Origin of the sequence: Kitasatospora sp. NPDC127060, assembly GCF_042724935.1 — a bacterium.
GTDB lineage: Bacteria > Actinomycetota > Actinomycetes > Streptomycetales > Streptomycetaceae > Kitasatospora.
Genome location: NZ_JBHXEG010000032.1, coordinates 1 through 14,681 on the forward strand (window position 1 = coordinate 1; position 14,681 = coordinate 14,681).

The 14,681-nt window shown below is 74.2% G+C and carries 12 protein-coding genes; 11 read left to right on the forward strand and 1 reads right to left on the reverse strand.

All coding sequences use genetic code 11. The features are described from left to right. Positions 1 to 96: 96 nt before the first annotated feature. Complete coding sequence (locus ACFWIS_RS19205; RefSeq protein WP_380462377.1) at positions 97 to 1,758, reverse strand: glutamate--tRNA ligase; 1,662 nt, start codon at positions 1,756 to 1,758, stop codon at positions 97 to 99. 263 nt (positions 1,759 to 2,021) lie between these two features. Between ACFWIS_RS19205 and ACFWIS_RS19210 the strand changes: the two genes are divergently transcribed. From ACFWIS_RS19210 to ACFWIS_RS19260, 11 genes are all read left to right on the forward strand, one after another. Beyond that, the gene (locus ACFWIS_RS19210; RefSeq protein WP_380462376.1) at positions 2,022 to 3,200 is read left to right on the forward strand and encodes an MFS transporter; all 1,179 of its coding nucleotides are present in this window, start codon (positions 2,022 to 2,024) and stop codon (positions 3,198 to 3,200) included. After that, complete coding sequence (locus ACFWIS_RS19215) at positions 3,197 to 4,120, forward strand: TIGR03619 family F420-dependent LLM class oxidoreductase (protein ID WP_380462375.1); 924 nt, start codon at positions 3,197 to 3,199, stop codon at positions 4,118 to 4,120. The genes ACFWIS_RS19210 and ACFWIS_RS19215 overlap by 4 nt, the downstream gene beginning before the upstream one ends. 89 nt (positions 4,121 to 4,209) lie before the next feature. Then, positions 4,210 to 5,175, forward strand: coding sequence for a LysR family transcriptional regulator (locus ACFWIS_RS19220; RefSeq protein WP_380462374.1), 966 nt, complete (start codon positions 4,210 to 4,212; stop codon positions 5,173 to 5,175). 223 nt (positions 5,176 to 5,398) lie between these two features. After that, the gene (locus ACFWIS_RS19225; RefSeq protein WP_380462373.1) at positions 5,399 to 6,349 is read left to right on the forward strand and encodes a DMT family transporter; all 951 of its coding nucleotides are present in this window, start codon (positions 5,399 to 5,401) and stop codon (positions 6,347 to 6,349) included. A 100-nt stretch (positions 6,350 to 6,449) separates the two neighbouring features. Next, entirely contained in the window at positions 6,450 to 6,986 is a 537-nt protein-coding gene (locus ACFWIS_RS19230; RefSeq protein WP_380462372.1) for a LuxR C-terminal-related transcriptional regulator, read from the forward strand. A 127-nt stretch (positions 6,987 to 7,113) separates the two neighbouring features. Then, positions 7,114 to 7,863, forward strand: coding sequence for an arylmalonate decarboxylase (locus tag ACFWIS_RS19235; protein WP_380462371.1), 750 nt, complete (start codon positions 7,114 to 7,116; stop codon positions 7,861 to 7,863). Further along, positions 7,860 to 9,062 carry an FAD-dependent oxidoreductase gene (locus tag ACFWIS_RS19240; RefSeq protein ID WP_380462370.1) on the forward strand — a complete coding sequence of 401 codons (1,203 nt, stop codon included), beginning with the start codon at positions 7,860 to 7,862 and terminating at the stop codon, positions 9,060 to 9,062. The genes ACFWIS_RS19235 and ACFWIS_RS19240 overlap by 4 nt, the downstream gene beginning before the upstream one ends. 50 nt (positions 9,063 to 9,112) lie before the next feature. Beyond that, positions 9,113 to 9,922 carry an aspartate/glutamate racemase family protein gene (locus ACFWIS_RS19245; protein ID WP_380523923.1) on the forward strand — a complete coding sequence of 270 codons (810 nt, stop codon included), beginning with the start codon at positions 9,113 to 9,115 and terminating at the stop codon, positions 9,920 to 9,922. Between the two features lie 170 nt (positions 9,923 to 10,092). Then, positions 10,093 to 11,118: a porphobilinogen synthase gene (hemB, locus tag ACFWIS_RS19250; protein ID WP_380462368.1), complete on the forward strand. Its 1,026-nt coding sequence runs from the start codon at positions 10,093 to 10,095 to the stop codon at positions 11,116 to 11,118. A gap of 118 nt (positions 11,119 to 11,236) precedes the next feature. Further along, complete coding sequence (hemA, locus tag ACFWIS_RS19255) at positions 11,237 to 12,553, forward strand: glutamyl-tRNA reductase (protein ID WP_380462367.1); 1,317 nt, start codon at positions 11,237 to 11,239, stop codon at positions 12,551 to 12,553. Further along, complete coding sequence (locus tag ACFWIS_RS19260) at positions 12,550 to 14,592, forward strand: acetate--CoA ligase family protein (protein WP_380462366.1); 2,043 nt, start codon at positions 12,550 to 12,552, stop codon at positions 14,590 to 14,592. The genes hemA and ACFWIS_RS19260 overlap by 4 nt, the downstream gene beginning before the upstream one ends. Positions 14,593 to 14,681: the final 89 nt, after the last annotated feature.

Below are 14,681 nucleotides of genomic sequence, written 5' to 3' on the forward strand. Positions count from 1 at the left end.
GGGCGCGCCGCCCCACAACGGCGCGCCCGCCCCGGCCGCCGGGTCCGGTCCGGCCGCCGGGTCCGGTCCGATCAGGTCGGGCCAGGTCCGGCCCGGTCAGACCAGTTCCGGTACCGCCGCGCCGCTGCGCAGCCCCTGGAGCCGACTCAGGACCTCGCCCTCGCCGAGGAGTTGGGCCACCCGGAACAAGTCGGGGCTGTTGCGCGAGCCGGTCAGGCAGACCCGCAGCACGTTGGCCACCTCCTTGAGCGAGCCGCGGAAGTCCTGCGGCGCGGCGCGGTAGGAGCGGGAGTCGGTGGCGAAGCCGTAGTCGGTGGCCACCGACCGCAGCCGGTCCAGCCACTGCTCGTCGGGCCCCGCGTGCCGGTACTCGCGCAGCAGCGCGTCGGCGAGATCGGCGACGCAGTCGGGCCGCAGCGGCGCGAACCGCTCGTCGTCGACGCGGGTCACCGGGGTGTGCAGCCCCGGGAAGGCGAAGCCGAACTTGGCCCGGAACTCGCTCCAGCACGCCAGGTCCTTGCGTCCCCCGCCCGCCCCGGCCAGCTCCAGCGCCCCCAGCGCGAGGACCCGGTTGGCCCGCAACTGCCCGGCCAGCTCCGGGTCGTACTCGCACGCCCAGGACTCCAGCAGTTCCAGGGCCTGCTCGGAGGGCAGCGAGGCGATGTGGTCGCGGCTGACCGAGCGCAGCTTGGCCAGGTCCACCATGGCGCCCGACAGCCCGGCCTCGTCCAGGGCGAGCGCCTGCTGGGCGGCCTTGTCCACCGGCAGGTCGGCCAGCCGGTTGTTGGCCAGCCCCCGCAGGTAGTGCCGTACGGCCGCCGCCGGGTAGCCCGCGGCCATGTAGTACGCGACGCCCGCCTCCGGGTCCTTGCGCTTGCTGAGCTTGCGGCGGCTGGAGCCCTCCACCTTCATCAGCGGCGCGATGTGCGCGTACCGCGGCGGCTTGAAGCCCAGCGCCTTGTGGAGCTGGTGGTGCAGCGGCAGCGAGGAGATCCACTCCTCGCCGCGCACCACCAGCGTCACCCGCATCAGGTGGTCGTCGACGACGTGCGCGAAGTGGTAGGTCGGCAGACTGCGGCCCTGCTGGGGCGACTTGAGGATGACGACGTCGTTGCCGTTGTCCAGCATGGTCAGCGAGCCGCGCAGCCGGTCCTGGAAGCGCACCCGCCCGGGGATCCCCACCGGGCAGCGGAAGCGCACCGTGAACGGCTCGCCGGCCCGGATCCGCCGGTCCGCCTCCTCGGCGCCCAGCCCGCGGCAGCGCGCCCACTTGCCGTAGTAGCCCAGCGGGGAGCGCGACTGCTGCTGCCCGGCGGTGTTGGCGGCCAGCTCCTCGGCCGAGCAGAAGCACGGGTACGCCTGCCCCTGGCGCACCAACTCCCTCACGTAGCTGAGGTACACGTCCTCCCGCTCGGACTGCCGGTAGGGCCCCCAGGCCCCGCTGCCCTCCAGCTCGTCGGGCACCAGGTCGAAGTAGCGGAACGCCTCGGCGAAGGCCTCCGCCGCCCCGGCGACCTCACGGCCGGTGTCGGTGTCCTCCACCCGTACCAGGTACGTCCCGAAGGTCTGGCGGGCCAACTCCCTGGACAGCAGGGCCACATAGAGCCCACCGAGGTGGAGCGAGCCGGTCGGGCTGGGGGCGAAGCGGGTCACCTCGGCCCCCGGGGCGAGGTCACGTTCCGGGTAGCGCTCCTCCCATTCCTGCACCTCCGGCAGGCCCGAGGGGAACCACGAGTCTGCGAGCGCACGGTCCAGCATTGCGGGGTCCTTCCGTAGCCGAGTTGTGTCCGCGGTCGGGCGCGGCGTCGGCAGCGAACTGCTCCGACTGCCTTCGCTCTCGAAGCTAGGACAGCTTCCGGCGCCGGGAGCCGGCCCGGCCGCCCGGCGGTGCGGGATCCCGAACAGCCGACCCGTCCCGGTGCGCTTCGGCGGGCCCGGCTGGGACAGGCTGATCCACGAAGCCCGGCACCGGTCCGCAGGAACCCGCGGCGGCCGGGCTTGCACCGAACCAAGGAGGTCGCGTGTTCCGCGCGTTACTGCTCGGCCTGGGGGCGCTGTCCATCGGCACGGACGCCTACCTGACGGCCGGCCTGCTGCCCGACATCTCCCACGACCTGCACGGGTCGATGGCGCAGACCGGCCAGCTCGTCACGGCCTTCACCCTCTGCTACGCGCTGCTGGCGCCGCTGCTGGGGGCCGCCCTGGGCCGCTGGAACGTGCGCACCGTCCTGCTGGCGGCCCTGAGCGTCTTCACCCTCGCCAACGCGGCCAGCGCCCTGGCCCCCTCCGCGCTCGTGCTGCTGGTGCTGCGCGGAGTGGCCGGCGCCGGAGCGGGCGTCTTCATGCCGGTGGCCGCCACCGCCGCCTCGGCCCTGGCCGGTCCCGAACGCCGGGCCCGCGCCCTGGCCATCGTGCTCGGCGGCCTCAGCTCCGGCACCGTCCTGGGCGTGCCCGCCGGACTCCTGCTCGCCGGACACCTCGGCTGGCGCGTCGCGTTCTGGCTGGTCACCGCCCTCGGCGCGGTCGCCTGGGCGGGCACCGCCCTGTGGCTGCCGCGCGTCGACGGCGCCGCCATGCCCGGCCTGCGCGCCCGCGCGGAACAACTGCGCGACGCCCGGGTGGGCCTGGCCGTCGCCGCCACCTTCGGCCAGACCGTGGCCAGCCTGGGCCTGTACACCTACCTGGTGCCGCTGCTGAACGCCCACCACGCCGGCTCGCCCACCCTGGGCCTGTGGCTATGGGGCCTGGGCGGCGTCATCGGCAGCATCGGCATCGGCCCGCTGCTCGACCGCCTCGGGCGCCCCGGCCGGGTCGCCGCGATCCTGCTGGTCGTCCTCGCCCTGACTCTGCTGGCCCTGGCCGCGGCGCCCGGCGCCGCCGCCCTGCCGCTGCTGTTCGTCTGGGGCGCGGCCGGCTGGGCCTTCGTGGTGCCCCAGCAGCACCGGCTGCTGGACCTCGGCCCCACCGCCGGGGCCGGCGCCCTGGCCCTCAACAGCTCCGCCACCTACCTCGGCGGCGCCGTGGGCGCGGCCGCCGGCGGAGCCGTCCTGGCCGCCGGCACCGACGTCCGTCTGCTCCCGGTCCTGGCAGCCGCCGGCGCACTGGGCTCCCTCCTCCTCCACACGGCCGCGCTACGGCTGCGCCCCGCCGGCCCGGAGGCCGTCCACCCCATTCAGTCCATCTCCCGGAGGCCGCGGTGAAGTTCGGCGTCAACGTCCCCAACTACGGTGAATCGGCCACCCCCCAGGGGATGAGCCGGTGGGCGGCCCGGCTGGAGGAACTCGGCTACCACCAGCTGATGGTCTCCGACCACGTCGCCCTGACCCCCGAGGTCCAGCGGCTGTTCGCCGCCCCCTTCTACGACCCGTTCACCGTGCTGGCCTGGCTGGCCGGCACCACCACCCGCATCGGCCTGGGCACCACGGTGGCGATCCTGCCCTACCGACACCCCCTCCTGGTCGCCCGCACCGTCGCCAACATCGACCAGCTCAGCGGCGGCCGCTTCACCTTCGGCGTCGCCGCCGGCTGGGCACCGGGGGAGTTCGCCGCCCTCGGCGTCCCGTACAACCAGCGCGGTGCCCGCAGCGACGAGTACCTCGCCGCCATCAAGGCCTGCTGGGCGGGGGAGCGGGCCTCCTTCCAGGGCCGCTACGTCTCCTTCACCGACCTGAGCACCGGCCCGCTGCCCGTCCAGCCCGCCGGCCCGCCGGTGTGGGTCGGCGGCCACAGCCGCGGGGCGCTGCGCCGCGCGGTGCGCTACGGGGACGCCTGGCACCCCACCTCCGTCACCGCCGAATGGCTGGTCAACATCGGCCTGCCGGCCCTGCGCGCCACCGCCAAGGAACTCGACCTGCCGGTGCCCGCCCTGGCCCCGCGGATCAAACTGCGCCTCACCGACCGGCCGCTGGGCCGCGAACGGGTGATGGGCATCGGCACCCCCGAGGAGATCCGCTCCGACCTGACCCTGCTGACGGACCTCGGCGTCGAGAACGTCGTCCTCGACCCCACCATGCCCGGCGAGGCCCGCACCCGCCGCCGCGAGGAACAGGACCTCGCCGCCCTGGAGCTCCTCGCCCGCGACGTCGTCGACCTCGCCACCGGCACCGTCAAACCCGCCTGATCCCGCACCCCGCCGCCGAACCGGGCGGGCAGGCGACCGCGCCTGCCCACCCGGAACAGCGGCCCCACCACCGGACGTTGTGCCCTGACATGGAATCAGCCCCCGGACGCCTGCGGCACCCCAGCGAACTGGACCTGCGCAAACTCCAGCTCCTCGCCGAACTCGAACAACACGGCACGGTCAGCGCCGTCGCCGCCGCCCTGCACCTGACCCCCTCCGCCATCTCCCAGCAACTCGCCGCCCTCAGCAAGGACTTGGGCGTGCGGCTGACCGAACCGGTGGGCCGCAGACTGCGCCTGACCGCCCAGGCCCGACTGGTCCTGCAGCACACCACCCGCATCTTCGACACCATCGAGACCCTCTACGACGACCTCGCCGCCCAGCGCGACGGCGAGGCCGGCCAGGTCTCGGTGGCCGGCTTCGCCACCACCCTGGCCCCGCTGATCCTGCCCGCCGCCGGCCTGCTCAAGCAGACCCACCCCCGGCTGCGCACCGCACTGGCCGAGGTCGACCCGCCGGACAGCTTCGAGCGCCTCTCCCGCGGCGAGACCGACGTCGCCATCGCGGTGGAGGCCCCCGACGCCCCCGCGCACGACGCCCGCTTCGACAAGGTCCCGCTGATGCGCGAGATCTTCGACGTCGCCCTGCCCACCGGTCACCCCCTCATCGACGCCCCCACCCTGGGCCTGCCCGACCTCGCCGACGAGGCCTGGATCTTCGCCACCGTCGGCATGTGCCAGGAGATCCCGCTGGCCGCCTGCGCGGCCGCCGGCTTCGTCCCCCAGGCCACCCACGCCATCGGCGACTGGGAGGCCACCTTCGCCGCCGTACGGGCGGGCCTGGGCATCAGCCTGGTGCCCCGCCTGGCCCGCCCGGTGGCCCGCGACGGCGTGGTGGTACGGGAGTTCACCGACGCGCCCAGCCGCCGGGTGTTCGCGGCCGTACGCCGCGGCGAACAGCGCGTCCCGCAGATCGCCGCCGTCCTGGACGCCCTGCGCGAGACCGCCGCCGCCGAGGAGTCGAACGCCCTGCGCGCCGCCGACCAGGACGCTTAAGCCCCCACTTCAAGATCATCGGTAGCAGAGTTTGATGGACGCCGCAGGGACGCGGATGTGACGCTCTTACTCACAAGGGCCCGCGACCACGTCCCCGCGGAACCCCTCCCACACGGCAAGTCCGGGAGCAGCCACGCCTGCCCTCCCGCGATCCGCCGTGCCCGGAACGGATCCCCGTCCGGATCCCCACCATGCCGGGGCGTGTGTGAGAAGAGGGAATGTCATGTCGAAGGCCGCATTGATCCGTCTGAGCGTGCTCAGCCTCGTCTGGGGATCCGTCTTCCTCTGGATCAAGGTCGCCGGTGACGGGTTCTCGCCCGTCGAGATGGTCTTCGCCCGGCTCGTCCTGGGCGCCATCGTCGTCCTGGGCATCGGCTTCGCCAAGAAGCAGAGCCTGCCCAGGGGTCGCGACACCTGGGGCCACATCCTGGTCGCCGCCCTGCTCGGCAACGTCCTGCCCTGGCTGCTCTTCGCCTACGGCGAGCAGACCGGATCCAGCAGCATCGCCGGCATCCTCAGCGGCACCGCACCCGTGTGGACCATGACCGCGGCCGTCGCCCTCGGCTCCGAGAAGCGCCTGGGCCTGGGCCGCATCGGCGGCATCGCCCTCGGCGTGCTCGGCGTCGTCCTGGTCTCCGCCCCCTGGAGCCACGACACCCACGTCACCACCGAGAGCCTCATCTGCTGCGTCGTCGGCGCCATCAGCTTCGGCTCCAGCTTCGCCTACGTCGGCCGCTTCCTGGCCCCCCGCAAGATCCCGGTGTTCATGCTCGCCGGCAGCCAGCTGTCCACCGCCGCCGTCCTGAGCGCCATCGCCGCCCCGTTCCTGGGCCTGCCCGCCATCCACGCCACCGCCAAGGCCACCATCGCCCTGATCGTCCTCGGCATCGTGTGCACCGGCTTCGCGGTCCTGCTCAACACCATGATCATCACCAAGGACGGCCCCGCCGCCTCCGCCACCGTCGTCTACCTGATGACCGTCGTCTCCGTCATCCTCGGCGGCCTCGTCCTCGGCGAGCCCCTGGGCTGGACCGTCATCGCCGGCACCGCCGCCGTCCTGGGCGCCACCGTCCTGCTGCGCCGCAAGCCCCAGCCGGCCGCCACCCCGGCCGCCCCCGCCGCGGCCCCCGCCGCCACGGCCACGCCCGTCCCCGCCGCCGTCCCGGCCGAATAACCCGCCCACCCCCACCCGGGCCCGGGGAAGGCCACCACCTTCCCCGGGCCCGACCCATGACCACCCCCGACCCGCCCCGCCAGCACACCCGGAGACCCTCATGCCGTACATCGCCGAACGCACCTTCCGCGAGGGAACCAGCACCCACCAGGCCTGGACCCAGCACCGCGGCTTCCTGCACGGCCTGGAGGCCCGCGGTCTGCTCATCGGCGGCGGCACCTGGGAGGGCGACGGCGGCGAACTCCTCGTCCTCAACGTCTCCGACGAGGTCTCCCTGCACCGCCTGCTGCGCACCGACCCGCTGGCCCGCCACAGCCTGGTCGCCCGCTCCCACGTACGCCAGTGGCACCTGGCCTTCGGTCACCCCGCCCTCACCGGCCGCCCCGAGACCGAGGACAAGAGCGCCGGCCACGGCCCGCTGACCCCCCACGAGAGCCGCATCGCCCAGCTGATGCTCGACGGCCACACCAACCAGGCCATCGCCGAACGCCTGGGCGTCGGCTGCCGCGCCGTCGAGCAGCACATCACCCGCATCTACCGCAAGCTGTCCATCCAGCGCCGCGCCCAACTGGCCAACGCCCTGCACGGCGCCACCGTCCACCGCCTGCCGATCCGCCCCGAACTGCTGACTGCGTAATTCCGTAGTGCCTCCCCAGCGGAGCGTTCCTAGTGTTGCACCGGCCGCCCAGGAAGGGCGCGGACACCTCCCGCGCCAGGGCCCGAGCCCTTCGGACGCATCTCCCACCGCTGAATGAGGTCCCGTCATGTCCCTGCACTCCGCCGCGCGCGTCGGCGTCGTCGTCCCCTCCGGCAACGCCGCGGCCGAGCCCGAGATCGCCCACCTGATGCGCCCCACCGCCAACGTGCACACGGCCCGGTTCCCGCAACTGCCGGGCCAGGGACTGCGCGAGCGTCTCGACACCTACAACGAGATCCTCCCGCAGGTCCTCAGCACCTTCGGCAAGCTCGCCCTCGACGCCGCCGTGGTGGCCTGCAGCGGATCGCACTACCTGCTCGACCCCCAGGGCGACCGCCGCCTGTGCGACCAGCTCGGCGAGAGCGCCGGCTACCCGGTGACCTCCTCCACCCTGGCCACCCTGGACACCTGCGCCGACCTCGGCATCACCGACCTCGTCCTGGTCTCCCCGTACGAGCCGTGGCTGACCGAACTCTCCCGAAGCTACTGGGAGCAGGCCGGCCTCAAGGTCTCGCGGGTGCTGCCGATCCAGGCGGGGGAGCGGTTCTCCCCCTACGACGTCACCACCGAGGACCTGGTGCGCCAGGTCGAGGCCGCCGGCATCGCCGACGACGCCGCCCTGCTGTTCACCGGCACCGGCATGTTCACCTTCGACGCCCTGCACACCCTGGGCACCGGCAACGACCGCGTCCTGCTGACGTCCAACATCTGCTCCGCCCGCTGGGCGTACAAGCACACCGGCGCCCCGGCCGGCGTCACCGAGCAGCCCTGGCAGCTCAACCGCCTCGCGGTCCAGGCCGCGGGCCGCACCGCGTGAGCGTCGCCCGCCGGCCCGTCGTCGTCGTCGGAGCCGGCCCGGTCGGCCTCACCACCGCCCTCGTCCTGGCACGCGCCGGAGTCCCGGTCACCGTCCTGGAACAGGCCCCCGCCCTCTCCACCGCCTCCAAGGCCTCCACCTTCCACCCCGCCACCCTCGACCTCCTCGAGGAACTCGGCGTCGCCGAGGACCTCGTCGCGGCCGGCCGCCGGGTGGAGCACATCCAGTGGCGCACCCTCGACCAGCGGGTCATCCACCAACTGCCCTACGCCCCACTGGCCGGCCACACCCGCCACCCCTACCGCGTCCACGTCGAGCAGTCCCGCCTCACCCCCCTGCTCCTGGACGCCCTCGCCACCCACCCCCACGCCGAGGTCCACTTCGGCACCACCGTCCTGGACGTCCGCCCCCACGGCGACGCGGTACGGCTGTGGACCCAGGGCCGCGGCGGCCTGCGCCAACCCCTGGACGCCGACCACCTGGTCGCCGCCGACGGCAGCCGCAGCCTGGTGCGCACCGCCCTCCAACTGCCCTCCGAGGCCAGCCCCTACCCCTCCTACGCCCTGCGGGTGGTCACCGACACCCCGCTGGACGCCCTCATCCCCGGCCTGGCCCCGCTGGCCTACGTCCGCGACCCGGCCCAGTCCTTCAGCATCCTCGGCATGCCCGACCACTGGCGCCTGATCTTCCGGATGCCCCGCACCACCGACCGCGAACACGCCGCCGACCACGCCGCCGTCCGCGACCTCCTGCACCGCGCCCTGCCCGCCGTCGCCGACCGGGTCCGCGTCACCGACGCCCACACCTACCGGCTGGCCCGCTTCGTCCTGCCCGACTACCGCGCCGGCCGGGTGCTGTTCGCCGGCGACGCCGCCCACCTGACCTCCACCGCCGGCGGCATGAACATGAACTGCGGCCTGCACGACGCCGTCGCCTACGGCCGCACCCTCGCCGGCGTCCACGGCGGCTGGCTGCCCGACACCGCCCTGACCACCACGGCCGCCCAGCGCCGCGCCGCCGTCCTGGACGCCGTCCTGCCCCGCAGCGAGGCCCGCACCGCCGGCCTCGACGACACCACCGCCCTGCAGCGCGCCCTGGACGACATCGGCCGCACCGCCGCCGACCCCGAGCGCACCACCGAGTACCTGATCAAGGCGTCCCTGCTCGACTGCGCCCCCCGTCCGCAGCCGATCCACTGACCCGCCCGCGCCACCCCCACCCCTCCCCGCCGTCCCCGTGACCCCAGGAGATGAGACACGTGCGCATCTGGTTCCACAAACACACCGTCGAGGGGCGCCTGCCGCTCCTGGACACCTGGTACCGCGAGCACCTCGATGCCATCAAGGGCCCCGACACCGAGATCGACATCAAGACCCTGCCCGCCCAGACCTACCCCTCCAACACCCCCTTCGGCCTGGTCGGCCACCACGCCGCCCAGGTGCTCTTCAGCGAGCACTTCGCCCACAGCGCCGTGGCCGCCGAACGCGCCGGCTACGACGCCTGGGTGGTCGCCGCCGGCCAGGACCCGGGCCTGCGCGACGCCCGCCACCTGGCCGCCATCCCCACCCTCGGCTACGGCGAGACCGCCTTCCACCTCTCCGCGATGTCCGGCTACCGCTTCGGCCTGCTCGGCTTCATGCCGCCGCTGCAGGAGCCGATCCGCGCCAACATCACCCGCTACGGCCTGGACTCCTCCCTCGCGAGCTACGAGGTGGTCCCCGGCGGCTGGGACGGCGTCCACCGCGCCCTGGAGGGCGACGACGACCTGTTCCTCACCACCTACACCGAGGCCGCCGAACGCGCCGCCAAGGCCGGCGCCGAGGTGATCATCCCGGCCGAGGGCATCCCCAACGAGATCCTCTGGAACCGCGGCATCCGCGAACTGCACGGCCTGCCCGTCGTCGACCCGGCCGGCCTGGCCGTCAAGTTCGCCGAACTGTCCGTCACCCTCCAGCGCCTGGGCATCTTCAACCGCTCCCGGGCCGGCTACTGGTTCCACCGGCCCGACCCGGAGATCACCCACCACCTGGAGAAGGTCTTCCTCGGCTCCACCCTCTGAGACCCGCCCGCACCCCGCCCGCACCCCGTCCCCACCCCCGCCCCACCCCGCCCCACCCCGTCCCCACCCCGTTCCACCGGGCCCCGACCCCACCGAGGCCCCGCCCCGCCATCCAGCCCCACCATCCAGCCCCGTCAAGGACCAGCCCCGCTAAGGAGCACCGACCCGCCATGAGCAACCACCAGTCGATCCTCGGCCCCTCCCCGTTCAGCACCCCGGCCGGCGCCCCGCTGCACCGCCCCCGCCGACTGCGCCGCACCCCCCACCTGCGCCGCCTCACCGCCGAGACCCAGGTCAACGCCAGCAACCTGATCCAGCCGCTCTTCCTGCGCGAGGGCCTCACCGAGCCGCGCGAGATCCCCTCCATGCCCGGCGTCTTCCAGCACACCCGCGACTCCCTGCGCAAGGCCGCCAACGACGCCGTGCGCGCCGGCGTCGGCGGCGTGATGCTCTTCGGCATCCCCGAGCACAAGGACCCCCAGGGCACCGGCGCCCTCGACCCCGAGGGCATCCTGCAGATCGCCCTGCGCGACGTCACCGCCGAGGTCGGCGACGCCACCGTCGTCATCGGCGACATCAACCTCGACGAGTACACCACCCACGGCCACACCGGCGTCCTGGGCCCGGACGGCGACGTCGACAACGACGCCAGCGTCCAGCTCTACGCCCAGGCCGCGGTCGTCCAGGCCGACGCGGGCGCCCAGATCGTCGCCCCCAGCGGCATGATGGACGGCCAGGTCCGCCACATCCGCGCCGCCCTGGACGCCGCCGGCCACGGCAACGTCGCCATCCTCGGCTACTCCGCCAAGTACGCCTCCCACTTCTACGGCCCCTTCCGCGACGCCGTCGAGTCCAGCCTGGAAGGCAACCGGCGCAGCTACCAGCAGCACCCCGGCAACATCCGCGAGTCCCTGCGCGAGGTCGCCCTCGACCTCGCCGAGGGCGCCGACATGGTGATGGTCAAGCCCGCCATGGCCTACCTGGACATCGTCCGCATGATCGCCGACCGCGTCGACGTCCCGGTCTCCGCCTACCAGGTCTCCGGCGAGTACTCCATGATCGAGGCCGCCGCCGCCAACGGCTGGCTCGACCGCGACGCGTCCGTCCTGGAGAGCCTGCTGTCCATCCACCGGGCCGGCGCCGACCAGATCATCACCTACTGGGCCACCGAGTTCGCCCCGCGCCTGGGCGCCTGAGCCCCCCGCACCGAGACGACACCCGTCGGCCGCGCCACGGCCGGCCGACGGGCCGTCACCGCCCCGGCCGGGCCCCGCCCCGGCCGGGCCCCGTCGGACTACTGAGGTGTGAAATACCGTGCAACGACCGACTCCCGAGAGCAGCACCCTCGTCGCGGTGGGGCTCAGCCACGCCACCGCCCCCCTGGAGCTCCTCGAACAGCTCTACGAGACCCCCAACCCCCTCGACGACCTCGTCAGCGAGATCAACACCCAGGGCCTGGGCAACGCCGTCGTCCTGTCCACCTGCAACCGGCTCGAGGTCTACCTCGAAACCACACCCGGAGACGACCCCGCCCCCGCCCTCAGCGACCTGATCGCCCGCCACACGGGCGTCGACGCCGAGGACATCGCCCCCTACCAGTACGTGCGCACCGCCGACGACGCCCTGCGCCACCTCTTCCAGGTCGCCTCCGGCCTCGACTCCGTCGTCCTGGGCGAGGACCAGATCCTCGGCCAGATCAAGGAGGCCCTCGACCGCTCCCAGCGCGCCGGCGCCACCAGCGCCGGCCTCAACAAGGCCGTCCAGGCCGCCCTGCGCACCGGCAAGCGCGCCCGCAACGAGACCGGCCTCAACGAGGCCGGGCGCTCCCTGGCCACCGCCGGCCTGGCCTTCTTCGAACGCACCGTCGGCTCCCTCGACGGCAAGACCGCCCTGGTCATCGGCGCTGGCTCCTTCGGCGGCGTCGTCCTGGCCGCCCTGCGCCGCTCCGGCCTGACCACCATCCACATGGCCAACCGCACCCCGGAGAAGGCCCAGCGCCTGGCCGAGACCGCCGACGGCCAGGGCTACCCGCTCGAGGAGATCCCCCGGCTGCTCGCCGAGGTCGACGTCGTCGTCAGCTGCACCGCCGCCACCGAACCCCTGGTCACCCACGACCAGGTCGCCCAGGCGATGGCCCGGCGCGCCGGACGCGAGCTCTACCTGCTCGACCTCGCCCTGCCCCGCAACATCGACCCGAAGGCCGGCGAGGTGCCCGGCACCGTCCTGGTCGACCTCCAGCGCATCGCCCGCGACGGCGGCGACGACGAACTGTCCGTCTCCAGCGTCCAGGAGGCCCACCGCATCGTCGACGCCGAGGTCGACACCTTCAAGGCCGCCCAGCGCGCCGCCCGCGCCACCCCCATCCTCGCCGCCCTGCGCACCAGCGCCGCCGAGGCCACCACCGCCGAACTCGACCGGCTGGCCCGCCGCCTGGAGGCCCTCGACGACGGCGCCCGCGACGCCGTCGCCCAGAGCATCCGCCGCATCGTCGACAAGATGCTCCACCAACCCACCGTCCGCGCCCGCGAACTGGCCGCCGCCCCCGACGGCGACGTCTACGTCGAGGCCCTGCACGCCCTGTTCACCCCCGAAACCCGCGCCCCCGCCGGCGCCCAGGAGGCTCTCGTATGAGCGCGATATCAGCGCTGTGGAACGCCGACTCGATCGCCGTCATCGGCGCCACCGAACGCAAGGGCGCCCTGGGCCGCAAGCCCATGGACTACCTCCTGCGCTACGGCTACAAGGGCCGCATCCTGCCCATCAACCCCCGCGGCGGCGAGATCCTCGGCGTGCCCGCCTACCCGAGCCTGCGCGAGGTGCCCGGCCCGGTCGACCTGGCCCTGATCATGGTCTCCGCCGACCGCGTCGCCGGCGCCGTCGACGACTGCGTGGCCGCCGGCGTCCCGCTGGCCGTCATCGCCTCCTCCGGCTTCGCCGAGACCGGCCCAGAGGGCGCCGCCCTCCAGGAGCGGATCGTCGCCACCGCCCGCGCCGGCGGACTGCGCCTGATCGGCCCCAACTGCATCGGCGCCGTCAGCTACAACACCCGCGTCCTGGCCACCTTCAGCCCCCTCTTCGGCGCCGACGACGTCCCCTTCGAGCCCGGCACCCTCGGCTTCGTCAGCCAGAGCGGCGCCCTGGGCTTCGGCGCCGCCAGCCTCGCCCTCCAGCGCGGGCTGCGCCCCGGCTGGGTGGTCAGCACCGGCAACGACGCCGACGTCACCGCCCTGGAGGTGCTGCGCGAACTCGCCGACGAACCCCAGTGCACCGGCCTGGTCGGCTACCTCGAGGACATCCCCGACATCGCCACCCTGAAGGCCCTCAGCGACTCCGGCAAGCCCGTCGCCCTCCTCAAGTCCGGCCGCACCGAGGCCGGCAGCCGCGCCGCCGCCTCCCACACCGGCGCCCTGTCCACCGACGACCGCGTCCTGGACGCCGCCCTCAAGCAGCTCGGCATCGCCCGCGTCGACGACATCGACGAACTCCTCGACACCGCCCAGGCCTTCGAGTTCCCGCTGCGCCCCAAGGGCCCCAAGGTCGCGGTGGTCACCACCTCCGGCGGCTCGGGCATCCTGGCCGCCGACGCCATCGACGCCGGCCTGGAGCTCAGCCGCCTCTCCCCGGAGAGCACCGCCGCGCTGGCCGAGATCGTCCCGGCGTTCGGCTCGGTGGACAACCCGGTCGACATCACCGCCACCGTGCTCAGCGACCCGACGCTGTTCGACCGCTCGCTGGACGTGCTGATCGCCGACGACGAGGTCGACATCATCCTCGCCTGCTTCTGCGTCATGGCCGGCCCCGACGTCGAGAAGGCCGTCACCGCGCTGTCCAAGGCCGCCCGCAAGGGCGGCAAGCCGGTGTTCGTGGCCCGCACCGCCGCCGACTTCCTGGCCCCCGACGCCGCCGAGCAGATGCGCGCCGCCCAGCTGCCCGACTTCCCGACCCCGGCCCGGGCGCTGCGCGCGGCCGCCAACCTGTGGCAGGTCAGCCGCCCGCGGGCGCAGGCCCAGGAGAGCGCCGCGGCCACCCCGGCCCCGGCCGAGGGCGCCAGCGAGCCGCAGCTCAAGCAGCTGCTCGCCCAGGCCGGCATCGCGGTGCCGCGCGGACGCACCGTCACCACCGCCGAGGACGCCGTCGAGGCGGTGCGCGAGGTCGGCGGCCGGGCCGTGGCCAAGGCCGTCGTCCCGGGCCTGCTGCACAAGAGCGAGGCCGGCGGCGTGAAGGTGGGCGTCACCACTGAGCAGGCCGCCCAGGCCTTCCAGGACCTCGCCGCCCTGGGCGGCACCGTGCTGGTCGAGGAACTCGTCGCCGAGGGCGTGGAGTTGCTGGTCGGCGCCCGCAGCACCCCGCTGGGCACCGTGCTGACCGTCGGCCTGGGCGGCATCTTCGCCGAGATCCTCGACGACGTCAGCCACCGCCTGCTGCCGCTCGCCCCGGGCGAGGCGGCGCGGATGCTGGCCGAACTGCGCGGCGCCCCGCTGCTGGACGGCGCCCGCGGCACCGCGGCGGCCGACAAGGACGCCATGGCCGAGCTGCTGCAGCGCGTCGCCGACCTGGTCGCCGCCTGGCCGGACGGCTTCGAGCTGGACCTCAACCCGGTGCGGGTGCTGCCCGAGGGCGCCGTCGTCCTGGACGCCGCCTACACCGTCACCGCGCCCGCCCAGGGCTGACCCGCCCCCCCGCGGGGGGGGGGGGGCCCCCCCCCCCCCCCCCCCCCCCCCCCCCCCCCACCCACCACCCGGCCCCCCCCCCCCCAACA